At 65.3% G+C, this 23,922-nt stretch carries 23 protein-coding genes and 1 tRNA gene; 13 read left to right on the top strand and 11 right to left on the bottom strand.

Translation table 11 applies throughout. The annotated features are described in order from the left end of the window. Positions 1-23: 23 nt before the first annotated feature. A complete protein-coding gene (gene tldD, locus Q8M85_RS21425) occupies positions 24-1,445 on the top strand; it encodes a metalloprotease TldD (RefSeq protein WP_305548524.1) in 1,422 nt (473 codons plus the stop codon). 68 nt (positions 1,446-1,513) lie between these two features. On the opposite strand, the gene Q8M85_RS21420 is transcribed toward tldD, so the two are convergent. From Q8M85_RS21420 to Q8M85_RS21410, 3 genes are all read right to left on the bottom strand, one after another. Next, positions 1,514-3,814, bottom strand: a complete 2,301-nt coding sequence (locus Q8M85_RS21420; RefSeq protein WP_305548521.1) for a Tex family protein — start codon at positions 3,812-3,814, stop codon at positions 1,514-1,516. 85 nt (positions 3,815-3,899) lie between these two features. Continuing rightward, positions 3,900-4,919, bottom strand: a complete 1,020-nt coding sequence (locus Q8M85_RS21415; RefSeq protein WP_305548519.1) for a GlxA family transcriptional regulator — start codon at positions 4,917-4,919, stop codon at positions 3,900-3,902. A gap of 467 nt (positions 4,920-5,386) precedes the next feature. Beyond that, positions 5,387-5,463, bottom strand: a tRNA-His gene (locus Q8M85_RS21410). A 127-nt stretch (positions 5,464-5,590) separates the two neighbouring features. Between Q8M85_RS21410 and Q8M85_RS21405 the strand changes: the two genes are divergently transcribed. The 8 genes from Q8M85_RS21405 (at position 5,591) to Q8M85_RS21370 (ending at position 11,968) form a co-directional block, all read left to right on the top strand. Then, positions 5,591-5,809, top strand: a complete 219-nt coding sequence (locus Q8M85_RS21405; protein WP_305548518.1) for a DUF6324 family protein — start codon at positions 5,591-5,593, stop codon at positions 5,807-5,809. Between the two features lie 84 nt (positions 5,810-5,893). Next, positions 5,894-7,465, top strand: a complete 1,572-nt coding sequence (locus tag Q8M85_RS21400; protein ID WP_305548517.1) for a Ppx/GppA family phosphatase — start codon at positions 5,894-5,896, stop codon at positions 7,463-7,465. Continuing rightward, positions 7,465-8,076 carry a VOC family protein gene (locus Q8M85_RS21395; RefSeq protein WP_305548515.1) on the top strand — a complete coding sequence of 204 codons (612 nt, stop codon included), beginning with the start codon at positions 7,465-7,467 and terminating at the stop codon, positions 8,074-8,076. The genes Q8M85_RS21400 and Q8M85_RS21395 overlap by 1 nt, the downstream gene beginning before the upstream one ends. Beyond that, positions 8,073-8,558, top strand: coding sequence for a GNAT family N-acetyltransferase (locus Q8M85_RS21390; protein ID WP_305548513.1), 486 nt, complete (start codon positions 8,073-8,075; stop codon positions 8,556-8,558). Before Q8M85_RS21395 ends, Q8M85_RS21390 begins: the two co-directional genes overlap by 4 nt. 32 nt (positions 8,559-8,590) lie before the next feature. Further along, entirely contained in the window at positions 8,591-9,304 is a 714-nt protein-coding gene (locus Q8M85_RS21385) for a molecular chaperone DjiA (protein WP_305548511.1), read from the top strand. Then, positions 9,301-10,353, top strand: coding sequence for an endonuclease/exonuclease/phosphatase family protein (locus Q8M85_RS21380; RefSeq protein WP_305548508.1), 1,053 nt, complete (start codon positions 9,301-9,303; stop codon positions 10,351-10,353). The genes Q8M85_RS21385 and Q8M85_RS21380 overlap by 4 nt, the downstream gene beginning before the upstream one ends. Positions 10,354-10,384: 31 nt before the next feature. Further along, on the top strand, positions 10,385-10,798 hold the full coding sequence (locus Q8M85_RS21375) for a hypothetical protein (RefSeq protein ID WP_305548506.1): 414 nt from the start codon (positions 10,385-10,387) through the stop codon (positions 10,796-10,798). A 198-nt stretch (positions 10,799-10,996) separates the two neighbouring features. Further along, the gene (locus tag Q8M85_RS21370; RefSeq protein WP_305548504.1) at positions 10,997-11,968 is read left to right on the top strand and encodes a bifunctional 2-polyprenyl-6-hydroxyphenol methylase/3-demethylubiquinol 3-O-methyltransferase UbiG; all 972 of its coding nucleotides are present in this window, start codon (positions 10,997-10,999) and stop codon (positions 11,966-11,968) included. 115 nt (positions 11,969-12,083) lie between these two features. On the opposite strand, the gene scpA is transcribed toward Q8M85_RS21370, so the two are convergent. Beyond that, the gene (gene scpA / locus Q8M85_RS21365) at positions 12,084-14,210 is read right to left on the bottom strand and encodes a methylmalonyl-CoA mutase (protein ID WP_305548502.1); all 2,127 of its coding nucleotides are present in this window, start codon (positions 14,208-14,210) and stop codon (positions 12,084-12,086) included. A 67-nt stretch (positions 14,211-14,277) separates the two neighbouring features. Between scpA and Q8M85_RS21360 the strand changes: the two genes are divergently transcribed. Then, complete coding sequence (locus tag Q8M85_RS21360; protein ID WP_305548500.1) at positions 14,278-14,748, top strand: DUF4174 domain-containing protein; 471 nt, start codon at positions 14,278-14,280, stop codon at positions 14,746-14,748. A 46-nt stretch (positions 14,749-14,794) separates the two neighbouring features. Here the strand turns inward: Q8M85_RS21360 and Q8M85_RS21355 are convergent, their stop codons facing one another. From Q8M85_RS21355 to Q8M85_RS21330, 6 genes are all read right to left on the bottom strand, one after another. Then, positions 14,795-16,798, bottom strand: a complete 2,004-nt coding sequence (locus Q8M85_RS21355) for an acetyl/propionyl/methylcrotonyl-CoA carboxylase subunit alpha (protein WP_305548498.1) — start codon at positions 16,796-16,798, stop codon at positions 14,795-14,797. Positions 16,799-16,893: 95 nt separating this feature from the next. Next, entirely contained in the window at positions 16,894-17,112 is a 219-nt protein-coding gene (locus Q8M85_RS21350; protein ID WP_305548497.1) for a hypothetical protein, read from the bottom strand. Between the two features lie 322 nt (positions 17,113-17,434). Beyond that, the gene (locus Q8M85_RS21345) at positions 17,435-17,830 is read right to left on the bottom strand and encodes a hypothetical protein (protein ID WP_305548495.1); all 396 of its coding nucleotides are present in this window, start codon (positions 17,828-17,830) and stop codon (positions 17,435-17,437) included. Positions 17,831-18,013: 183 nt separating this feature from the next. Next, positions 18,014-18,142, bottom strand: coding sequence for a hypothetical protein (locus tag Q8M85_RS21340; RefSeq protein WP_305548492.1), 129 nt, complete (start codon positions 18,140-18,142; stop codon positions 18,014-18,016). Positions 18,143-18,350: 208 nt separating this feature from the next. Then, entirely contained in the window at positions 18,351-18,761 is a 411-nt protein-coding gene (locus tag Q8M85_RS21335) for a DUF6497 family protein (RefSeq protein ID WP_305548490.1), read from the bottom strand. 5 nt (positions 18,762-18,766) lie between these two features. Then, positions 18,767-20,299: an acyl-CoA carboxylase subunit beta gene (locus Q8M85_RS21330; protein ID WP_305548488.1), complete on the bottom strand. Its 1,533-nt coding sequence runs from the start codon at positions 20,297-20,299 to the stop codon at positions 18,767-18,769. A 183-nt stretch (positions 20,300-20,482) separates the two neighbouring features. Here Q8M85_RS21330 and Q8M85_RS21325 point away from each other — a divergent pair, with 183 nt between their 5' ends. The 3 genes from Q8M85_RS21325 to Q8M85_RS21315 all read left to right on the top strand — a co-directional run bounded on the left by Q8M85_RS21325 (position 20,483) and on the right by Q8M85_RS21315 (position 23,559). Next, positions 20,483-20,833 carry a DMT family protein gene (locus Q8M85_RS21325; protein ID WP_305548486.1) on the top strand — a complete coding sequence of 117 codons (351 nt, stop codon included), beginning with the start codon at positions 20,483-20,485 and terminating at the stop codon, positions 20,831-20,833. Between the two features lie 63 nt (positions 20,834-20,896). Further along, complete coding sequence (locus tag Q8M85_RS21320; protein ID WP_305548483.1) at positions 20,897-22,105, top strand: multidrug effflux MFS transporter; 1,209 nt, start codon at positions 20,897-20,899, stop codon at positions 22,103-22,105. A gap of 59 nt (positions 22,106-22,164) precedes the next feature. Further along, complete coding sequence (locus Q8M85_RS21315) at positions 22,165-23,559, top strand: short-chain fatty acyl-CoA regulator family protein (protein WP_305548482.1); 1,395 nt, start codon at positions 22,165-22,167, stop codon at positions 23,557-23,559. Between the two features lie 48 nt (positions 23,560-23,607). Here Q8M85_RS21315 and Q8M85_RS21310 read toward each other — a convergent pair whose 3' ends face one another. Continuing rightward, positions 23,608-23,844: a YdcH family protein gene (locus Q8M85_RS21310; RefSeq protein WP_305548480.1), complete on the bottom strand. Its 237-nt coding sequence runs from the start codon at positions 23,842-23,844 to the stop codon at positions 23,608-23,610. Positions 23,845-23,922: the final 78 nt, after the last annotated feature.

Below are 23,922 nucleotides of genomic sequence, written 5' to 3'. Positions count from 1 at the left end.
TGCCCTTCCAGAAAGCCCTTTCCATGACCGACGCCCCCTTCCGCCCGTTCGAGACCCACCTTGACGAGGCCGCCGCCCTTGCCACCTTGCGCGCGGCGACCGAAGGGGCCGACGATGGCGAGTTGTTCCTCGAACGCCGCCGGGCCGAGTCCATTGTCCTTGACGATGGCCGCATCCGACAGGCGACCTATGACGCGTCGCAAGGCTTTGGTCTTCGCGCCGTCCGGGGCGAAGTTGCCGGCTACGCCCATTCGACCGAGATCACCGAAACCGCGCTCCGCCGCGCGGCCGAGACCGCCCGCCTTGCGGTGGGTGCAGGCGGCGGCACGCTTGCAGCCCCCCCGCGCGGCACCAACACCCGGCTTTACCGCGCCGACGACCCGATGGCCGACGCCGCCTTCCCGGTGAAGATCGAGCTTCTGCGCGAGATTGACGCCTATGCCCGCGCATTGGACCCCCGCGTCGTGCAGGTCTCCGCCACCCTCTCGGCCAGCCTGCAAGAGGTCGAGATCCTCCGCCCCGAGGGCACCCGGATCGCCGACATCCGCCCGATGGCCCGGATCAATGTCAGCGTGATGCTGGAAGAAAACGGTCGCCGCGAACAGGGCGGCATGGGTCAGGGCGGCCGCCACGGTCTTGCGCAGCTGATGTCGCCCGAAACCTGGAAGCCCATGATCGCCGAAGCCCTGCGCATCGCCCAGGTCAACCTTGGCGCAGTCGAGGCTCCGGCCGGTGTGATGGACGTCGTTCTCGGCCCCGGCTGGCCCGGCATCCTGTTGCATGAAGCCATCGGTCACGGGCTGGAAGGCGACTTCAACCGCAAGGAAACCTCGGCCTTCGCCGGTCTTCTAGGGAAACAGATCGCCTCAAGGGGCGTTACTGTCCTTGACGACGGCACAATTCCCGACCGGCGTGGCAGTATCTCCATCGATGACGAGGGCACGCCATCGGCCAGGAATGTGCTGATCGAGGACGGAGTGCTGGTGGGCTACATGCAGGACCGCCAGAACGCCCGCCTGATGGGCGTGGCCCCCACAGGCAACGGGCGGCGCGAAAGTTTTGCGCATATCCCCATGCCCCGGATGACCAATACGTATATGCTTTCAGGCAAGGACGACCCTGCCGGGATCGTGGCAAGCCTCAAGGACGGCCTTTATGCCGTGGGCTTCGGAGGCGGACAGGTCGACATCACGTCGGGCAAGTTCGTGTTCAGCTGCACCGAAGCCTACCGGGTTCGGAACGGCGTCGTGGGCGAGGCGGTGAAGGGTGCCACCCTGATCGGCGACGGCGCGACGGCGCTGAAAGGCATCCGCGCCATCGGCAACGACCTGAAGCTTGACCCCGGCATCGGCAACTGTGGCAAGGCCGGGCAATGGGTGCCGGTCGGCGTCGGCCAGCCGACGCTGCTGATCCAGGGGCTGACCGTCGGGGGCGCTGCGGCCTGACCGGGGCGCGACCCAAATTTCTTGAGGAAGAAATTTGCCAAAATCCTTACTTCAGGATTTTGCCCCCACTACCGCCCGAACTTGCCCTTCAACGCATCCGCGAAAGCATTTCCGCCAGTCGCAGGCCCCGACTGCATCGGCCCCCGCACCGGCTTTTGCGGCCCCGGCCCCCGCTCGCGCGCTTGATCCTTTGCGCTGGCGCCGCCATCCGACTTCATCGTCAGCCCGATCCTTTTGCGAGGCACGTCGACCTCGACCACCCGGACCTTGACCACATCCCCGGCCTTCACCACCGCATGCGGGTCCTTGACGAAGCTGTCCGACAGCTGGCTTACATGCACCAGCCCGTCCTGATGCACCCCGATGTCGACGAAGGCGCCGAAGGCCGCAACGTTCGTCACTGTTCCTTCCAGAACCATGCCGGGTTTCAGATCCCCGATCTCGTCCACCCCGTCGGCAAAGGTCGCCGTCTTGAAAGAGGGTCGAGGGTCCCGCCCCGGCTTTTCCAGCTCCGACAGGATGTCCTTCACCGTGGGCAGGCCGAACCGTTCGTCCACGAAACTCGCCGGGTTCAAGGATTTCAACGCCGACCCATCGCCCATGATTGCCCGGATGTCCCGTCCGCAGGCCGCAACGATCTTCCGTGCCACATCATAGGCTTCCGGGTGCACGGATGAGGCATCCAGCGGCTCCTTCCCCCCACTGATCCGCAGGAATCCCGCCGCCTGTTCAAACGCCTTCGGCCCCAGTCGAGCGACCTTCAAGAGGTCCTTCCGCGTGGCAAACGGCCCGTTCTGATCCCGATGCGCCACTATGGCCTCGGCCAGCCCCGGTCCCACCCCCGATACCCGCGCCAGCAAGGGGGCGGAGGCGGTGTTCAGGTCGACCCCCACCGCGTTCACCGCGTCTTCCACCACCGCCTCCAACGACTTGCCCAGCCGGTGCTGGTCCACATCATGCTGGTATTGGCCCACGCCAATGGCTTTCGGCTCGATCTTCACCAGTTCGGCAAGCGGGTCCTGCAAGCGCCGCGCAATCGACACCGCCCCGCGCAAGGACACGTCCAGATCGGGGAACTCCCGCGCAGCCAGTTCGGAGGCCGAATAGACCGAGGCCCCCGCCTCGGACACGATCACTTTCGTCGGCTTTTCCGCCCCCGCAGGCAGCAGCGCCAGAAGGTCCGCGACGAGCTTTTCCGTCTCGCGGCTGGCGGTGCCGTTGCCGATGGCGATCAACTTCACCCCGTGCTGCCCGATCGCCTTCGCAATGGCCATCTGTGCACCGCGCACGTCATTCTTCGGCTGGAACGGATAGACCGTATCCGTCGCCACGACCTTGCCTGTCGCATCCACGACGGCCACCTTCACCCCGGTGCGAATACCCGGATCGAGGCCCATCGTTGCCTTCCCCCCAGCCGGGGCCGCCAGCAGCAAGTCCTTCAGATTTCGCGCGAAGACCCGGATCGCCTCGGCCTCTGCTGCCTCGCGCAGGTCAGCCATCAGGTCCAGCATAAGGCTGGTCTTCAGCTTCACCCGCCAGGCCCAGGCCGCCGCATCGCGCAGCCACTTGTCTCCCGGACCCGACCCCGAGGCCCCCACCGCCGCCCCACAGGCCCGTTCGGGCGGGCTTTCGCCGCGGGGCGCATCGGCATCCACCTCCAGGTCCAGCGTCAGGAAATCCTCGTTCCGCCCCCGGAACATCGCCAGCGCGCGGTGGCTGGGCACGCGGGAAAACTCCTCGGTATGCGCGAAATAGTCCGAGAACTTTGCCCCCGCCGCCTCTTTCCCCGCCACGACCTTCGCCGCAAGCTTCCCCACCTTTCGCATGTGGTCGCGCAGACGTCCCAGCAGCGCGGCGTCCTCGCTCAACCCCTCGGCCACGATGTCGCGCGCGCCCTCCAGCGCCGCCTTGGCATCCGGGAAGCCTTCGGACAGGAACCCGCCCGCCAAAGCCACTGGGTCCGCTGATCGGTTCGCCAAGATCGCGTCGACCAGCCCCTGCAACCCCGCCTCGCGCGCGATCATCGCCTTGGTGCGGCGCTTGGGCTTGTAGGGCAGGTAGATGTCTTCCAGCTCGGCCTTCGTCACCGCCCCGGCGATGGATTTCGCCAAGGCATCCGTCAGCTTGCCCTGCTCGGTGATCGAGGACAGGATCGCCCCGCGCCGCGCCTCAAGCTCGCGCAGATAACCCAGCCGTTCCTCCAGCTTGCGCAGCTGGGTGTCGTCCAGGCCCCCCGTCACCTCCTTGCGGTAGCGCGCGATGAAGGGCACCGTGGCGCCCCCATCCAGAAGCTCCACCGCCGCCGTTACCTGTTGCGGCGTCGCGCTGATTTCCGTGGCAATCAGGCGGGGGATCTGGGTCAGGCTCATGCGAATCCTCGAAAGCTAGGGGTGGGCACCTTAGCTGTCGACCTGGTCCGGGTGAAGCCCGCCGCCGGTGTCGCGCAGGGCGGGCCTAGCGGTAACGGGCCGGGCTGGTGCCGAAACGCTTGCGGTAGGCTTTCGAAAAGCTGGACCGCGAGTTGAACCCGGTGGCGATTGCCACCTCAAGGATCGACAGGGTGGTGTCGGCCAGAAGGTTCCGCGCCTCTTCCAGCCGCAGGCCCAGGTAGTGACCCTTGGGGGTCTCTTGCAGGACCGACTGGAAGATGCGCTCCAGGTGCCGGGGCGAGCGGCCGAAGACCCCGGCCAGCTGCTCGCGGTCCAGCGGCGTGGCGATATTGGCCTTCATCGCGGCAATCACGCGCGCCACTGCGGGATGCCGCGCAGCCATCGGCGCGGGAAAGGCGGCCTTCTGCGTGGCGTTCGCCTCGCGCCGGCGGCTGTGCAGGCACATCTCGGCCACGGCATCCGCCAGCTTCTGCCCGTGGTCCTGGGCAATCAGCGCCAGCATCAGGTCGACCCCAGCCTCGCCGCCCGCGCACGAGAAATGCTTGCGGCCGATGACATAGATCTGTTGCAGCGGCTCCACGTCGAAAAGCTCGCGGAAGGCCGGGCGGTTCTCCCAGTGGACGGCCGGGCTGTCGTCGCCCAGAAGCCCCGCGCGTGCCAGCGTATAGGCCCCGGTGCAGATCGCGCCCAAGCCGCCGCCCTTCCTCGCATGATCACGCAGCCAACCCAGTACCTTGCGATCTGCCGCCTGGCTGGCGTCGGTGCCCGAACAGACGATGGCCGTCGTCTCGCGGCCCAGGGGCTGCAACCCCTGATCCACCTCGATCCGCACCCCGGCCGAACTTTCGACCGCCCCCCCGTCCATGCTGACCAGCCGCCAGCGGTACAACGGCTGCTGCGTCAGCTGATTGGCGATCCGCAACGGCTCGATGGCCGACGAGAAAGCCAGCAGCGTAAAGCGCGGCAAGGCGAGGAAGGCGAAGTCCCGGGTGGCGACTGGTCCTGACAGGTGGAAATGCGCCACGCCGCGCGGGATGACCGCCGAGGCACGCTGAAAGCTCTGGTCGTCGGCAGGACGGGTCATGGCGGCGAAATCCCGGTCGGCACGCAGAAGGCCCCGCGCTTCTGAGGCTGCGGGCAGATTCTGTCAACGGGCAGCGACAGGCGTCCACGACGTCTCGCTGCCAAGGACGGCGACAGGGGGCGGTCAGCACAGCGCCACCCCGCATCGCGGCTCCTCCTCGCAAGGTGAGAACACGCCACACGGCAGGTTGTTCAGCTGAAAGGGCTGGTTTGGCGCGTTCGCGCTTTCCACCCAGTATCCCCGGGGGTCGCCAGTGGTGCGCCATTGGTTCAAGAACCACTGGCGACAGGGCAGGTTCCCGGTCCGCCCTGCGTCACTTCACCCCCCGGCGTCCCGTCGAATTTCTTGTCCAGGCTCGCCCACCTTCGACCTGCAGGACGTCCTGTCCTATCGACCTCTTGCGGCGCATCATCGCGCTGCAACCAGCCAACGCCGGGACCGACTGACAGATGGAAGAAAGGAGAGAATGGTACAGCCTCCCCGGCTCGAACGGGGGACCCCCAGATCCACAATCTGGTGCTCTAACCAACTGAGCTAAGGCTGCACTCGCGGGGCGATTTAGCCCCCCTCCCCCCGAATTGCAAGCACCTTTGCCAGCCCGCCCGGACGGTTTTTCCTTGCGCCGCACCGCCTCGCCCGCTACCCCCGCCGCAAAGTTGGGAGCACGGATCATGGGCATCAACAACTCCAGCGAGATCGCGGCAAACCTGCAGATCGGGCCGACCGACGCCGGCATGGTCCGCATCTACGTCGAGGCCGAGGGCGGGATCGAACTGCCGCTCGACTTCGACCCCGAAGAAGCCGAGGAAATCGCCGAGGAATTGCGCGCCGCCGCCGAGGCTGCACGCGCCATCGGCCAGAAGCCCACGCCCAAGCCCAACAAGCGCTAGACGGAACCGACACACAGCCCGGCGGTTGACCCTGCCAACGCAGGCTTGCACGATGCCGCCGCAAGACCCCGGGGGATTCTTCTCATGGCCGCAGACGGAAAAGCCGCGCTTCCCGACGATGATGATGACGCGGGCGACTGGGGCCCCTTCGGCAAACCCTTGTTCGACGACCCTTCGGCCCGTGCCCTGTCGCGGGTCGGCGTGGTCGATGTCGGATCGAACTCAGTCCGCATGGTGGTCTTTGATGGCGCGGCCCGCAGCCCGGCCTACTTCTACAACGAAAAGATCATGTGCGGCCTGGGCAAGGGCCTCGCGCAGACCGGGCGGCTGAACCCGGAAGGCAAGGAACGCGCCGTAGCCGCCCTGAAGCGGTTTTCCCTGCTGGCCAAAGGCATGGACATCGCCCCGTTCACCGTCGTCGCCACCGCCGCCACGCGTGAGGCGGAAGATGGCCCCGAATTCCAGGCCCGTGTCCTGCGCGAGACCGGGCTGAAGCTGCACGTCATCGACGGCGACGAAGAGGCGCGGCTTTCGGCCCAGGGGGTCCTTCTGGGCTGGCCGGATGCCAAGGGCATCGTCTGCGACATCGGTGGCAACTCGATGGAACTGGCGCGCATCGGCAACGGCCGCGTCGGCAAGCGGGTTTCCACCCCGCTTGGCCCCTTCCGCCTGCAACAGATCTCGGCCGATCCGAAGAAGCGCAAGGCGCACATCGACACGATCCTGGAGGCCGCCGCCCGCGAGATCCGGCCCGAAGGCGACCGCATCTATCTGGTCGGCGGCAGTTGGCGGGTCATTGCACGGCTGGACATGGAGCGGCGGAATTACCCGCTGACCGTCCTGCACGAATACCGCATGACGCCCGAGGGGTTGCTGGCCACGCTCGACTGGCTGCAGACCACCGACCTGCCCGCACTGCGCGGCCGAACCGGCACCAGCGCCGAACGGATGGAACTGGTCCCGCTGGCCTGCGAGGTCCTGCGCGAGATGCTTCGATTGCTGAAACCGTCCGAAATCGACATATCGGCCTACGGCATCCGCGAGGGGCTTCTGTTCGAACAGATGCCCGAGCGCCTGCGCGCCCGCGATCCGCTGATCGAAGCCGCACGGATGACGGAACTCACCCAGGCCCGCATCCCCGGCTTCGGCAAGAAGCTCTTCGCCTTCCTCGAACCGATCTTCAAGGGTGCGGCCGAGGATCGCCTGCGCCTTATCAAGGCCGCATGCCTCTTGCACGACACCACCTGGCGCGCTCACCCCGACTACCGCGCCGAAGCCTGCTTCGACAATGCGACCCGCGCGAACCTTGGCGGCCTTGACCACCCCGGTCGGGTATTTCTGGGCCTCGCCCTGCTGCACCGCTACAAGAACAGCCGCTCCGGCAGCCGGATGGAGCCGCTGTTCCGCCTGCTCAGCGAAACCGACATCCAGGAGGCCGAGGCCCTGGGCAAAGCCATGCGCTTCGGCGCGATGTTCTCGATCGGCGATCCGTCGCAGGCGGGGGAACTGCGCTGGAACCAGAAGAAGCGCCAGCTGACCCTGGCCCTGACCGAGGACGGCCTTGGCCTCTTCGGCGAGGTGGCCCAGGCCCGCTTTGCCGCACTGGCCCTGGCCCTGAAGGGGCAGACCAAGGTTGTCCTGAAGGCGTCCGAGTGATGCTGCGCCTTGATCATCTGGCGGTTTCCGCCGCCACGCTGGAAGACGGCGCAGCCTGGGTCGAGATGGCGCTTGGCGTGCCGCTGGCCGGCGGGGGCAAGCATCCCCAGATGGGCACGCACAACCGCCTCCTCAGCCTTGGCGACCTTTACCTCGAAGTCATCGCCACCGACCCCGCGTCTGCACGGCCCGCTCATCCCCGCTGGTTCGACCTTGACCATTTCCAGGGTGCCGCGCGCCTGACCAACTGGATCTGCCGCACCGACGATCTTGACGCGGCCCTGGCCAAGGCGCCCTCCGGCACCGGCGCTGCGACCGACCTTGCCCGCGGCGACTACCGCTGGCGCTTTGCCGTGCCGGACACCGGCAAGCTGCCCTTCGACAACTGCTTCCCCGCGCTGATCCAGTGGCAGGGCGACCTTCACCCCGCGCGGACCCTGCGTGACCACGGCATCCGCCTTGCGCGGCTGGAGATCACCCACCCCGACGCGCCCGCCCTGCAAAACGCCCTGACCAGCCTTGCCGACCCCAGACTGCATATCCAGCTTGGCCCCTACCGCTCGCTCCGCGCGACGTTCGACACGCCGCACGGCCCCCGCGTCCTGACATGATCCGCCCCGCCGAACCCGCCGACGCCAAAGCCATCGCCGCGCTTCTCAACCCCTGGATCGAGACCACCGCCGTCACCTTCAACCCGGTGCCGAAGTCCGAGGACGACATTCTGGGCATGATCGCCAGCAAGGCCGCAGCCGGCCACGCCTTCCTGGTCGCAGTGCAGGACGGCGATCTGCTCGGACAGGCCAGCTACGGCCAGTTCCGCGGCGGCGAGGGCTACCGGACTTGCATGGAACACTCCATCACTTTGGCCCCCCAGGCCAAGGGCCGGGGGATCGGCCGGGCGCTGATGGCTGCGATCGAGGACCACGCCCGCGTGCAGGGCGCCCACCAGATGATCGCCGCCGTCTCGGGCGAAAATCCCGACGGCCGCGCCTTCCACGAACGGGTCGGCTACCGCCACATCGCCACCATCCCCGAAGCGGGCTTCAAGTTCGGCCGCCACATCGACCTTGTGCTCATGCAGAAAATCCTCTGACATCCGCCACTGACCGCGATAAAGTCGCAGCCATGTCGATCTGGACCCGCATCACCGAGGCCCTCGCCGCCCTTGCCAAGGGCGAGCCGCTGTCCGTCGTCTTCGACCGCTTGCTCAACGACCCTGCGCCGGAACAGTCCATCGGCTTCACCATCGCCGTCCTTGCCCTTGGCGCCAAGATGGCCAAGGCCGACGGCACCGTGACCCGCGACGAGGTCACCGCCTTCCGCCGGATCTTCACCTTCCCCGAGGGCGAGGAGCAGCACGCCGCCCGGGTCTTCGACCTCGCCCGCCAGGACGTCGCGGGTTTTGACGCCTATGCCCGCAAGATCGCCCGGCTCTTCAACCCCGATGGCCACCGGATCTGCGCCGACGATCACCATGTCCTTGTCGACATCCTCGAGGCCCTGTTCCAGATCGCCATCGCCGACGGCTCCTACCATTCGGGCGAGGACGCCTTCCTTGCCCACGTCGCCGATGAATTCGGCCTGGACGACCGCTGCTTCAACATCGTCCGCTCGCGTCTTGTCGAAGGCGCGCCCCGCGACCCCTTCGACGTCCTCGGCTTGCCACGCGATGCCAGCAAGACCGAGGCCCGCAAGGCCTGGCGCGACCTTGTCCGCGACACCCACCCCGACGTCCTGCAATCCCGCGGCGTCCCGCCCGAGGCGATGAAACTGGCCGAACGCCGGTTGCAGCTTATCAACGAAGCCTGGCGCGAAATCTCGGCAAGGGAGGCCGCATGACCCCCCGGCCCCTGCGGCTTGCGACCTACAACGTCGAATGGTTCAACGCACTTTTCGACGATCGCGGACGGCTCTTGGAAGACGGGGCACCGTCAAGCCGCTACAAGCTTAGCCGCGGCGAACAGCTTGGCGCCCTGGGCATCGTCTTCGCGGCCCTTGACGCCGACGGCATCGTCATCATCGAAGCCCCCGACACCAACGGCAGACGCTCGACGGTGCGGGCGCTGGAAAACTTCGCCCGGACCTACGGGCTGCGGGCGCACAAGGCCCTCATCGGGTTTCCCTCGGAAACCGAACAGGAAATTGCCTTCCTTTACGACCCCGACCGCCTGTCCGCCCACCACGACCCGCAAGGCACGCCCTCGACCAGCCACGGCTCGCACGAGGCGCCGCGCTTCGACACCACCTTCCGCTACGACCTTGACGCCGACAACGTCTCGGAATCCATCCGCTTTTCGAAGCCCCCTCTCGAACTGGCCGTGACCACCGCCAGCGGAACGAAACTGCGGCTGATCGGCGTCCATGCCAAGTCGAAGAACCCCTACGGTGCGGTCGGGCGCGAAGCACAGATCCGCCTCTCGATCGAGAACCGCCGCAAGCAGCTTGCGCAGTGCCTCTGGCTGCGCCAGCGGGTCGAGGCGCACCTTGCCGCCCAGGAAAGCCTGATCGTGATGGGCGATTTCAACGACGGTCCCGGCATCGACGAATTCGAAAAACTTTTCGGACATTCCGGGGTCGAGATCGTCCTTGGCACCACGCCCGACCCCAAGCTGCAGCTGACCGATCCTCATGCCGCGATGGCGCTGCAAAGCCGCGTCGGCGTGACGCCCACCACCGCCCGCTTCTACCTTGCGCCGCAGAAACGGTTCTTCGAGGCGCTGCTGGATTTCGTCATGGTCTCGCCGGACCTGGCCGTCCGGCAGCCAGAGTGGCGGATATGGCATCCGTTCGACGATCCCCACATCATGCAGATCCCCGAACTAAGCGAGGCGCTGTTGCAGGCCTCGGACCATTTTCCCGTAACCGTGGACTTGCCACCGGGGGTTTGAAACGGGCAAAGGGGCTTCCCATATGCAAGCCATGAAACTCGCACTCGCCCTGATCCTTGCCGCCGCCCCCGCGCTTGCGCAGGAGGCCGACACCACCCCTGCCCCGCTGGCCGATGAAGACGGCTTCAGCCTGATGGAAGAAGGGATGAAGCTTCTCTTCCGCGGTCTCATGACCGAAGCGCAGCCTGCGCTTGACGAGATGAGCCAGGCGCTGGAAGAGATGAAACCTGCGCTTGATGCGCTTGGCAAAGAGATCGGCCCGAAGATCACCGAGCTTTTCGCCATCGTCGACGATTTCACCAACTACGACATGCCCGTCATTCTGCCGAACGGCGACATCCTGATCCGCCGCAACGCGCCGCCGTCGCCCAAGACCAATCCCAGGTCGGAACCGGAACCCAAGGCCGAACCCCAACCCGGCCCGAACGGCGAGATCGAGCTTTAGGGCATAGGGTCGGGCCGCTTGTCCCGACCGCCGACCTTGCGCAGCGTCCCGTCTGACTGGTTCCTCTCCAACCACTGGCCTTTGCCTTGAAAACACGACGGCATCACCCCACGTGATCCTATGAAGGGCCTGGGTCGCCATCGCGGCACGGGGAAGGGAACAGAAGACCAGCAAGCACCAGTCTCAGGGGCCTCAGCCATGACAGCCAAGGCAGATCACTGCCCGCTTTGCGGCACACCGACACCCCGTCTCCGGCCTTGGCTGACCATGCCGGTCGATGCCAAGAAGCGCGCGCCGGTTGGGACGGGATCGCTGGTCTGGTGCGACGCCTGCGACCTTGGCACGACCCTTCGCCAGCCGGACGACGCGGCGCTGATTGGGGCCTATGACCTCTCTGCCTACTATACCAGCGGCACCTCGCACATGCCGGACGTCAAGCCGGGCCTGATGGACCGGGTGCTGCAAAAATGCGCCTATCTCAACGACAGCGGCACCTTGATGGACGCACAGGGCCTCCTTGGGCGGGCACCGGGGGCGCAGTCGGTTCTCGACATCGGTTGCGGCAATGGTGACTTCCTTGCGGCGCTGGCGGGTGGCGGGCGTCGGCTGGTTGCGGTCGAGCCTGACCCGAAGGCGCGCGCCGTTGCGGCCTCGAAGGGGCTTGATGTGCTGCCTGGCACCGCCGAGGATTTGCCCGACGCCCTGGCGGGCCAGCGCTTCGACCTGGTCACCCTGACGCATGTGCTGGAACATTGCCGCGACCCGCTGAAGGCCCTGACGTCAATCCGCAACCTCCTGTCGCCGACTGGCATCCTTTACTGTGAGGTGCCGAACTGCGGTTCGGTCTACTTCCAGAGCCTCGCGCCGATTTCCGAGATGCTGGATGTACCCCGGCACCTGCATTTCTTCACCAGGTCCTCGCTGACCGGCCTGTGCAAGGCCGCCGGACTGACGGTCTTCGACCTGAACCACCACGGCTACACCCGGCACTTCAGCACCGGCTGGCGCGCCTGGGAGAACCAGATCCACGCCATGCTGGCTGAACAGGGCGTCGCCAGTCCGCGCCGCAGCCTGTTGAACTCCCTCGCGCTTATCGCCCGCTCGGCGCGGGTGCCGCCGGACCGCAAGTACGACTGCATCGGCATCTTCGCCCGGGTGGCCCCGGCCTGATCGCGACGGGACAACCCGTCGGCTTGGCCACCGAATTCAGGTTAACGATCCCTGAATGTCCACAGGCAAGCCATTGATTCCGCGGCGTTCGCATGCCCTGTCCTGCGTGGACAGATCACGCCCTTGCCGCGCGGATCAGATCCAGGATCTCTTTCGCGGCCGCCGGAATGTTGGTCCCCGGCCCGAAGATCGCCTTCACCCCGGCCCCCTTCAGGAAATCATAGTCCTGCTGCGGAATGACCCCCCCGCAGATGACCAGAATATCCCCCGCCCCGCGGCGTTTCAGCTCCTCGATCAGCACCGGGGCCAGCGTCTTGTGCCCCGCTGCCTGGGATGAAATCCCGATCACATGCACATCATTGTCGATGGCATCCTGAGCCGCTTCCTCGGGCGTCTGGAACAGCGGCCCCACATCCACATCGAACCCGATGTCGGCAAAAGCCGTGGCGATCACCTTGGCCCCCCGGTCGTGCCCGTCCTGCCCCATCTTGACGACCAGCATGCGCGGCCGCCGCCCCTCTGCCTCGGCAAAGGCCTCCACGTCCCGCTGGATCGCCTCGAACCCCGCGTCGCCCTCATAGGCCGCGCCATAGACCCCGGCCAGCGTCTTCACCTCGGCCCGATGCCGCCCGAACACCTTTTCCATCGCGTCAGAAATCTCCCCGACCGAGGCCCTGGCACGGGCCGCCTCCACCGCCGCTTCCAGAAGGTTGCCACCCTCACCCGCCCGCCGCGTCAACTCCACCAGCGCCGCTTGCACCCGCACCTCATCGCGGCCAGCCCGCACCGTCTTCAGCCGCGCGACCTGAGCCTCACGCACCGCGCCGTTGTCGATGTCGCGGATGTCGATCGGATCTTCCTTGTCCTTGCGGTACTTGTTGACCCCGACAATCACCTCGTCGCCCCGGTCGATCATCGCCTGCCGCCGCGCCGCCGACTCCTCGATCCGCAGCTTTGGCATGCCCGAGGCCACCGCCTTGGTCATGCCCCCCATCGCCTCGACTTCCTCGATCAGCTTCCAGGCCTCCTCGGCCAACTGGTTGGTCAGGCTCTCGACGTAATAGGACCCCGCCAGCGGATCGACGACATGGGTGATCCCCGTCTCCTCTTGCAGCACCAGCTGAGTATTCCGTGCAATCCGCGCCGCAAACTCGGTCGGCAGCGCAATCGCCTCGTCCAGAGCGTTGGTGTGCAGCGACTGTGTGCCGCCCAAGACAGCCGCCATCGCCTCATAGGCCGTGCGGATGACGTTGTTGTAGGGGTCCTGCTCCTGCAAGCTGACGCCGGAAGTCTGGCAATGCGTCCGCAGCATCAGGCTGGAGGTCTTTTTCGCCCCGAACCCGTCCATGATCCGGTGCCACAGCATCCGCGCGGCGCGCAGCTTGGCGACCTCCATGAAGAAGTTCATCCCGATGGCAAAGAAGAACGACAGCCGCCCCGCAAAGTCATCCACGTCCATCCCGCGCTCGATGGCGGTGCGGACGTATTCCTTCCCGTCCGCCAGCGTGAAGGCCAGTTCCTGCACCAGGTTCGCGCCCGCCTCCTGCATGTGGTAGCCAGAGATCGAGATCGAGTTGAACTTCGGCATCTCGGCGGACGTAAACTCGATGATATCCGCGATGATCCGCATCGAAGGCTCGGGCGGATAGATATAGGTGTTCCGCACCATGAATTCCTTCAGGATGTCGTTCTGGATCGTCCCCGACAGGTCCGCCCGGCTGACCCCCTGCTCTTCCCCCGCCACGATGAAGTTCGCCAGGATCGGGATCACCGCCCCGTTCATCGTCATGGAAACGCTGATCTTTTCCAACGGGATGCCGTCGAACAGGATCTTCATGTCCTCGACGCTGTCGATGGCGACCCCGGCCTTGCCCACATCCCCCACCACTCTGGGATGGTCCGAGTCATAGCCCCGATGCGTCGCCAGGTCGAAGGCCACCGACACCCCCTGCTGGCCCCCAGCCAAGGCCTTCCGGTAAAACGCGTTCGACTCCTCAGCGGTCGAGAACCCGGCATACTGCCGGATCGTCCAGGGCCGCCCGGCATACATCGTCGCCCGCACCCCCCGCGTGAAGGGTGCCACGCCCGGCAACTCGCCCATCTGCGGCAGGCCCTGCACGTCCGCCGCCGTATACAGCGGCTTGACCGTGATCCCCTCCAGCGTCTGCCAGTTCAGGGTCTCCGCACCCTTGCCCTTCAACTCTTTCGAGGCCAGCGCCTCCCATGCCTTCAGGTCCGTCATCACTTTCTCCAATCCGCGACGCTTCCGCGCGCTTGGGCTTTTGCCGAAAGCCCCCTATATCAGGGCCATGCAGCTTATCGCCCGTCGTCCGTTCCTCGCCGTCCTGGCCCTTTGCCTTCCGGCGCTTGCCTTTCCTGCGGGGGCCGATGAGGCCCCTGCAGTCCCTTCCACCTTCGCCCCGGTCCCTGCCCTGGAGGTGGTCGAAACCGACCTTCTCTTCCTTCGCCGTCCGGTCGTCGTCTTCGCCGACAGCGCCAATGACCCTGCCTTCGTGCGGCAGATGGAGCTATTGAAGCGCTATTACGCCGAGTTGGACGCTCGCGACGTTATCCTGATCACCGACACCGACCCCGCGAACCCCAGCGACTTGCGAAAGAAGCTGCGGCCTCGGGGCTTCTCGTTGGTCCTGATGGACAAGGACTGGAAGCCGATGATCCGCAAACCCCTGCCCTGGGACGGGCGCGAGATCGTCAACTCCATCGACAAGATGCCGATTGCCCGGTCCGAGTCGCTGGAGAAAAGCCCGGCTGGGCGATAGGGCGGAGTTTTCGAAAACTCCGCACCCCAGCCGGACCCGCCCGGCATCATTCGAACTCCATGATGACATCGTCGACCTTCAGGCTCGCCCCGGCGCTGGCCTTGATGGTCTTGACCACGCCCCGGCGCTCGGCTTTCAGGATGTTCTCCATCTTCATCGCCTCGACCGTCGCAAGGGCCTGGCCTTCCTGCACCTCGTCCCCTTCCGCGACCGCGATCTTCACCACCAGACCCGGCATCGGACACAGCAGATACTTCGAGGTGTCCGGCGGGGCCTTTTCCAGCATCAGTCCAGTCAGCGCCTTCTGACGCGGCGACTGGACATGAACCTTCAGGTCCGCGCCGCGCAGCCGCATGCGAAAGCCCATCGGCACCTTTGCCGTCTTGATGACCAGGGGCTCTCCGCCCACGGTCAGGCGGGCCAGGGGCTGCCCAGGGGTCCAGTCGCTTTCCACCCGCAGGTCGGTCCCGTCCTCGAAGACCACGGTGGACCCGGCCGGATCAGCCTTGATCGTCACCGGCCAGTTGATCCCCTGGAGCGTGACGACCCAATCGTCGCCCACCCGGCGCGTATGGTTGTCCATAGTCCCCGAAATCCGCGTGCGCCGGATTTCCGCCACCCGGTTCATCGCCGCCGCCGCCGCCGCGACCCGGCGCAGAAGGCTGGAGTCCAGCGTGGCCCCGGCGAAACCGCCCTCGTATTCCTCGGCGATGAAGGCGGTGGTAATGTTGCCGCTGGCAAAGCGCGGGTGGTCCATCACGGCAGAACAGAACGGCAGGTTGTGGCCGATCCCCTCCACCTCGAAGGTGTCCAGCGCCAGCCGCATCTCTTCGATGGCATCGGCGCGGGTCGGACCCCAGGTGCACAGCTTGGCGATCATCGGGTCGTAGAACATGCTGATCTCGCCGCCCTCGTAGACGCCGGTATCGTTGCGCACGATCCCGCCGCGCGCGGTCTTGCCCTCGACCGGGGGCCGGTAGCGGGTCAGCCGCCCGATGGAGGGCAGGAAGTTGCGATACGGGTCCTCGGCGTACAGCCGGCTTTCCATCGCCCAGCCGTGGATCTTGAGGTCGGACTGCTTGAAGGGCAGCGGTTCGCCATTGGCGACCCGGATCATCTGTTCGACCAGATCGACCCCGGTGATAAGCTCCGTCACCGGGTGTTCAACCTGCAAACGGGTATTCATTTCAAGGAAATAGAAGTTGCGGTTGCCATCGACGATGAACTCCACCGTCCCGGCGCTGGTGTAGCCCACGGCCTTGGCCAGCGCGCAGGCCTGTTCGCCCATCGCCTTCCGCGTCGCCTCGTCCAGGAACGGCGAGGGTGCCTCTTCGATGACCTTCTGGTTCCGGCGCTGGATCGAACATTCGCGTTCATGCAGGTAGACGCAGTTGCCGTGCTTGTCGGCCAGGACCTGAATTTCGATGTGACGCGGCTGGGTCACGAACTTTTCGATGAAGATCCGGTCATCGCCAAACGAAGCGGCCGCCTCGTTCTTCGACGACTGGAAGCCCTCGGCCACCTCACCCTCGTTCCAGGCGATCCGCATCCCCTTGCCGCCGCCACCCGCCGACGCCTTGATCATCACCGGATAGCCGATCTGGCCCGAGATCTTCACCGCCTCGTCGGCATCCGCGATCAGGCCCATATAGCCGGGAACCGTGGACACCCCCGCCTCCATCGCCAGTTTCTTCGAGGTGATCTTGTCCCCCATCGCCTCGATGGCAGGGGACGGTGGGCCGACGAAGACCACGCCCTCCGCCTCCAGCGCAGCGGCGAAGTTCATGTTCTCGGAGAGGAAACCATAACCGGGATGCACCGCCTGCGCGCCGGTCTTGCGAATGGCGTCCATGATCTTGTCGATCACGATATAGGACTGCGCGGCGGGGGGCGGCCCGATATGCACCGCCTCGTCCGCCATCTGCACATGCAGTGCATTGCGGTCGGCGTCGGAATAGACCGCCACCGTCTTGATCCCCATCTTCCGGGCCGTCTTGATCACACGGCAGGCAATTTCGCCCCGGTTGGCGATCAGGATCTTGTCAAACATCGGCTCCCCCCATCAGGCACAAAGAAAAAGGACCACCCGGGCGGGCGGCCCGGATGGTCCTTGTGTCGGTTTGAACCCGCCCGAAAGCGGTTAGCTTAATAGCCCGAGCGGCAGGGCGGCAGGCCAAGTTCGATGCCGCAGGTGGCAAGACCCGCCATCCCGCCAAGCGCCGCGCCGGCCAGCATGTTTTCGTCCAGAGCATCGGCGACCAGAGCGCCAGCCGCCGCGCCGGCCATGCCGCGCGTTGCCGGGTCCTGCATGCAGCCGGCCAGGGACGTGGAAAGTATAGCAAAGACGATAAGCGACTTGCGCATGGGGTACTGCCTCGTTGGTTTGTTGTTATTGCGCCGGATTCTACCGCAACATCACGGATTTGGAAGCAGTTTCTAAGGCGGCCCACGCAATCGTCACCCTGCACCGAGGACCGGCGCATAAGGATCGGTCCGGCCTGGGACGGGCCGGACCGAAGGGAAGGGGAAGGGTAACAACGTTGACTGCGCGTGCCATGACCTGACTGCCATTGACCCGCACAGAAACAATGGCGCGGCAAAGCCGTCATTGCAAACACGTTGCAAACGACGCCAAGGCCGTGGGCAAAACCATGCCAAAACGAAAGGGGCGTCGGCAATTTCATGCCTAGTCCTCCTCCTCGTCCCAGTCATCGGTCAGTGCGTCGGGGGCATCCGGCGCAAAGACCTGCGGAAAGGCCGCCTCGGCGCGCTTTGCGTCGATCTTCAGCAGCGCCTCATAGGAACAGGGATCGAACGGATCCTCGGCCGCTACCACTTCGCGTCCGAAAAGCCAGGACAGCCGACCGGCGTCCAGATTGCCCCGCTCGAACGGTTCTTCCCCGAAATACTGCCAGAGCGCCGCCATGAACGCCGCATCCGCCAGCCGGTCCACGTGCTTGCGGTCCTTGTAGCGTTCGCGCTTGATGATCTTGGTCGCACCCTCTTTCACGTTGGCGCGGCGGATGGTGAACTGGAAATCGGTGCCCGGCATCCGGCCGGGAAAACCGCGGTGCTTCAGCATCTGGTCTGTCTCCTGTCATGGCAGTCGACAGCACGGATAGGCGAAAGCAGCGGCGCGGCCCAGAGGGACCGGATGAGAGTTTCAAAGTGGGGAATGTTTTGCCTGCAAACCGCGCTTGGGCGCAGGAGGCGGAAGATTGGCGCGGGCCTACCCTGCCGAAGCAGGCAGGCCCGCTCCGAAAGATTATTTGTACTTGCCGGTGTAAGCCGGTTCGACCGAAACCGGCTCGACGACTGCAACTTCTTTCTTGGCGCAGGCGGCGATTGCCGAAACCATAGCCAGAACCAGAACGAGACGTGCGCTCTTCGACATCCTCTACTCCATCTTTCTTGGGGTGCTTCGGATCCCTGACGGGTACCCGGCACCTGTTCGCTGTTAAAGGCCAGTTTGGCCCGGCCCGTCGTCACCCTAACCGAAACAAATCCGGTTTGGTATGTCGGCCAGACCAAGTTCCCGACCTGTGGCGTTCCTACATCAGCCCCTTGTGCAAGGCCAGCAAGAAAATCTGCATGTTGCGGCATCAGAAGACCTCCCAGACGCAGACGCCGTTCTCGACCCGGAAGGATTCGAAGAACTGCACGACATCGGGGGCGGCCTCGCCGAAGGGAACGGCGGCATTGGCGAAGGATATGATGATCTGCTGCGGCTCTGGGACCATCCCCTCGGTCCGCTCCAGCGCGAAGAGGTCACAAAGCGCCTGCATGTCCGCGGCTGCCACTTCGGCGTCTTCGGACGTCAGATCCGGCGCCAGGAACCGGAAGCGCGCCGCAGCGCCCTTCGGTCCCGGAGCGTTGGTGATCACGTCGATCAGCGAAAGCGTGCGGCCCGAAGGCACCTCGACCCCTGGTCCCGCTGCTGTGTCGTCTTGGCAGCCCGAAGCAAACGCCAAGGCGACCAGAACCAGCACGGGATGGGAAATGGCTCGCCGCATTGGCATTACAGCGGGATGTTGTCGTGCTTTTTCCACGGCATCACGGCTTTCTTGCCCCGAAGTGCCGCGAAGGCCCGCGCTACCCGGCGACGGGTAGAATGAGGCATGATCACCTCGTCGATGAACCCCTTTTCGGCCGCCACGAAGGGGTTGGCAAAGCGGTCCTCGTAATCCTTGACCCGCGCCGCGATCTTTTCGGGTTCGCCCAGCTCGCTGCGATACAGGATCTCGACCGCCCCCTTGGCCCCCATCACCGCAACCTCGGCGGTAGGCCAGGCATAGTTGAAATCGGCCTTAAGATGCTTGGACGCCATGACGACGTAGGCCCCGCCATAGGTCTTGCGGGTCAGTACAGTGACCTTTGGCACCGTCGCTTCGCCATAGGCGAACAGCAGTTTTGCCCCGTGCTTGATGACGCCGCCATACTCCTGCCCTGTCCCCGGCAGAAAGCCCGGCACGTCGACGAAGGTCAGGATCGGGATCTCGAACGCATCGCAGAACCGCACGAACCGCGCTGCCTTTCGACTGGCGTCGATGTCCAGGCACCCGGCCAACACCATCGGCTGATTGGCCACCACCCCCACCGTCTGCCCTTCCAGCCGGATGAAGCCGATGATGATGTTGCCGGCAAAGTCCTTCTGCACCTCGAAGAAATCGCCTTCGTCCGCGATCTTCGTGATCAGTTCCTTCATGTCGTAGGGCTGGTTCGGGTTGTCGGGGACCAGGGTATCAAGGCTGGTCTCGATCCGCGACGGATCGTCGAAGAACGGCCGAACCGGAGCCTTCTGGCGGTTGTTGAGCGGCAGGAAGTCGAACAGGCGGCGAACCTCGGCCAGCGCCTCGACGTCGTTCTCGAACGCGCCATCCGCAACGCTGGACTTGCGGGTGTGGGTCGACGCCCCGCCCAGTTCCTCGGCGGTCACCACCTCGTTCGTCACGGTCTTCACCACGTCGGGGCCGGTGACGAACATGTAGCTGGAATCCTTCACCATGAAGATGAAGTCGGTCATCGCCGGAGAATAGACCGCGCCCCCCGCGCATGGCCCCATGATCAGGCTGATCTGCGGCACCACGCCACTGGCTTCGATGTTCCGCTGGAACACTTCACCATAGGCCGCCAGCGAGGCGACGCCTTCCTGAATCCGCGCCCCACCCGAGTCATTGATCCCGATCACCGGCGCGCCGTTCTGCATCGCCATGTCCATGATCTTGCAGATCTTGGCGCCATGCGTCTCGCTGACCGAGCCGCCCATGACCGTGAAGTCCTGGCTGAAGACATAGACCTGCCGGCCGTTGATCGTGCCCCAGCCGGTCACCACGCCGTCACCCGCGGGCCGGTCCTTCTCCATCCCGAAGTCGGTGCAGCGGTGGGCGACGAACATGTCGAACTCTTCGAACGACCCTTCGTCCAGCAAAAGCTCGATCCGTTCGCGTGCCGTCAGCTTGCCCTTGGCATGCTGCGCTTCGACCCGGCGCTCACCTCCGCCCGCCCGCGCAGCGGCGCGACGGGTTTCCAGCTCTCCCAGGATATCCTTCATCGCGCGCTCCCCCACGGTTGATGGCTGGCGGCACTCTATTGGAACGCTGCGGATGCGAGAAGCACGAATGAGAAAATTTGCAAACCTGTTTGAAAGCCCGCCCGTCAAATCGCAAATCCGCAAAGCATTGGCCCTGCGCGAGGGCCGGGCTATGCCACCCGGACCCTGAACCCCGAGGACTTCATGACCCTGCCCGTCCCCTTCGTCACCATCGGCCTGCTCCTGGCCTCGAACATTTTCATGACCTTTGCCTGGTATGGACATCTCAAGTTCAAGGAAAGCGCGCTGGTCACGGTGATCCTGGTTTCCTGGGGGATCGCCTTCTTCGAATACGTGCTGCAGGTCCCCGCCAACCGCATCGGCCATGGCCATTTCAGCGCGGCCGAACTGAAGACCATCCAGGAAGTCATAACGCTATCGGTCTTTGCCGTCTTTTCCGTCCTCTACCTGAAAGAGCCGCTGTCGTGGAACCATCTGGTCGGCTTTGCGTTCATCGCGGCGGGGGCGTTCTTCATCTTCCACAAATGGGCGTGACGCCGGATTTCCCCACCCGGCGGCCTGTGGACAAAGCGGACTCGCAGGCGTAGCCCTATCCCGATGCAAGACGCGGTGTTTCTCGACCGGACGACTCCCCCGAAGATCGTCACGCTGATCCTCATGGCGGGTCTTTCGGCCCTGACGATGAACATCTTTCTGCCGTCGCTGCCCGGCATGGCGACCTGGTTCGGCGTGCCCTATGGCGTGATGCAGCAGTCCGTCGCGCTTTACCTCCTGCTCTCCGCGCTCTTGCAGGTCGTCATCGGCCCGATTTCCGACCGCTACGGCCGCCGCGCCGTGCTGATCTGGTCGCTGGTCCTGTTCCTTCTGGCCACCGTTGGCACGCTGCTTGCGCCCAACGCCACCTGGTTCCTGATCTTCCGCATGGCCCAGGCCGTGATTGCCGCCGGCATGGTCCTTTCGCGCGCGGTCGTCCGCGACATGGTCGCTGATGCCCAGGCTGCCAGCATGATCGGCTATGTCACCATGGGCATGAGCCTGGTGCCGATGATCGGACCCGTCATCGGCGGTGTGCTGGACGATCTTTACGGCTGGCAGGCAAACTTCGCCCTCCTGCTGATCCTCGGGCTTGCCACACTTGCCCTCGTCTGGGCCGACCTGGGCGAGACCGCCACCCTGCGCCGCGTCAGCCTGGCCGACCAGGTACGGACCTACCCCGGCCTCTTCGCCTCACGCCGGTTCTGGGGCTACACCCTGGCTGCCGCCTTCGCCTCGGGCTGCTTCTTCGCCTACCTGGGCGGCGCGCCCTATGTCGGCGACAAGATCTTCGGCCTCTCCTCCACCTATGTCGGCGCGCTGTTCGCCCTCACCGCCATCGGCTACGCCCTCGGCAACTTCTTCGCCGGGCGCTACTCCGTGCGGATCGGCATGAACCGGATGATCCTTCTGGGCTGCATGGTCACCTCCTTCGGCCTTGCCCTCCTCCTCCTGCTCACCCTGCTCGGCCTCTCCGGGCCCGTGGTGTTCTTCGGCCTCACCATCTTCATGGGCCTCGGCAACGGCATCTGCCTGCCGAACGCCAACGCCGGCATGCTCTCGGTCCGCCCCGAGCTTGCGGGCACCGCATCCGGCCTCGGCGGAGCGATCATGATCGGCGGTGGCGCGGCGCTTGCGGCTTTCGCTGGCATCCTCCTCGGCCCCGGTTCGTCGGAAATGCCGCTGATCCTCCTGATGCTCGCCTCCTCGGTGGCCTCGGTCATCGCCATCCTCTTCGTCATCCGCCGTGCCCGGCAGATCGGCGCCCCCTGATCGACACTTGACGCACCGGCTTTGCAAAGCCATCACTCGCTTTGCAAACGGGGGACGACATGGCCACCCAGAAACTTTACGCTGGCGTCAAATTGCGCGAGATCCGCGGCCGCCTGGCGCTGACCCAGAAGTCCTTTGCCGACAAGCTGTCCGTGTCGCTGCCCTATCTGAACCAGATGGAAAACAACCACCGGCCGGTCAGCGCCGCTGTGGTCCTTGCCCTGGCGCAGGAGTTCGGTCTTGACGTGACCGAACTGACGGTCGGCGAAAGCGAGCGCCTGGTGACCGACATGCGCGAGGCGCTTGCCGATCCGGTCTTCACCACCGCGACCCCGCCGCTGGCCGACCTGCGCCTCGCGGCCTCGAACGCCCCGGCGCTGGCGCGCGCCTTCCTCGACCTGCACCGCGCCTACCGCCAGACCCACGAACGCCTCGCCTCGCTGGATGAGGCCCTGGGGCGCGAGGACGCCTCCCTTCGCCCCTCTCCCTGGGAAGAGGTTCGCGACTTTTTCCACTATTGCGACAACTACCTTGATGCGATCGACCGCGCGGCCGAACATTTCGCGACCTCGGCAACCAACGGAAAATCCATCGAGACCTTGGCTCAGGACCTGTTCAAGCGTGCAGGGATCAGTCTGCACTTTTCGAACACCGCGCCCTTGCGGCATTACGACCCCAGTGCAAAGCGTCTGGACATCTCGGCCCGTGCTTCCGGTCCATCGCAGCGCTTCCAGCTTCTGCACCAGATCGCGCTACTGACCCAGAATGACCTGCTGGAAGCCACCCTAGACCTTGCCCGGTTCTCGACGCCCGAAGCCCGCGACATCGCCAAGATCGGGCTGGCGAACTATTTCGCCGGGGCCGCGCTGCTGCCCTACCGCGCCTTCCTGACCGCCGCACAAGAGGTGCGCCACGACCTTGAACGTCTGGCCGACATCTTCGGTGCCAGTATCGAGCAGGTCGGCCACCGGCTGTCCACGCTGCAACGCCCCGGCGCGAAGGGCATCCCCTTCTTCTTCGTCCGCGTCGATCAGGCCGGCACGATCACCAAGCGCCACTCCTCCACGCGCCTGCAATTTGCCCGCTTCGGCGGCGCCTGCCCCTTGTGGAACGTTCACCAGGCCTTTGAAACGCCGGGACAATTCCTGCGCCAGCTTGCAGAAACACCGGACGGCGTCCGCTATCTTTGCCTTGCCCGCGATGTGTCAAAACCCGCCGGGGCCTTCCTTGCCCCGGTCCGCCGCTATGCCATCGGCCTTGGCTGCGAGGTGCAGCACGCACAGCAGCTCGTCTATTCCGATGGACTCGACCTGAAAGGCCGGTTCGAACCGATCGGGATTTCCTGCCGAATCTGCGAGCGGATCAACTGCCACCAGCGCAGCGTTCCGCCGCTGGAAGGGCGCCTGAAGATCAACCCCAACGCCCGCGACGTCCTGCCCTACGAGATCGGCTGACCCCTCCTGCCGTAGCGCGAGGAGGGGCCGAAGACGAAGGATACGCTGCTATTTCCGCAGTGCCGTGGCGATCTGGTCCTTCAGCCGCGACCGAACCCGGCGCAGCGTCTCTTCCTCGTGCTCGGGCATCAGGTCCAGCCGCGTCTCGGCCCGGTGCACCTTGTCGTTGATCACATCATATTCGATCAGCAGCTTCGCGAAATGCGCGTCCGAAACCTTCAGCGCGCTGATCTTCTGTGCATCTGCCGGGAATTCCTCGTGCAGCGTGTGCGGGGTATTCGACATGCCTGTCTCCTTCTTGACTGTCCCGCGCAGTCTAGAGGCCAGCGCCGGCCCCGGCCTTGACCGGGATCAAACGCCTGA

It is taken from the genome of Tabrizicola sp. (assembly GCF_030694085.1).
GTDB lineage: Bacteria > Pseudomonadota > Alphaproteobacteria > Rhodobacterales > Rhodobacteraceae > Tabrizicola.
Note: the sequence above shows the minus strand (reverse complement) of the source record. Positions and strands in the feature narration are given on the sequence as shown.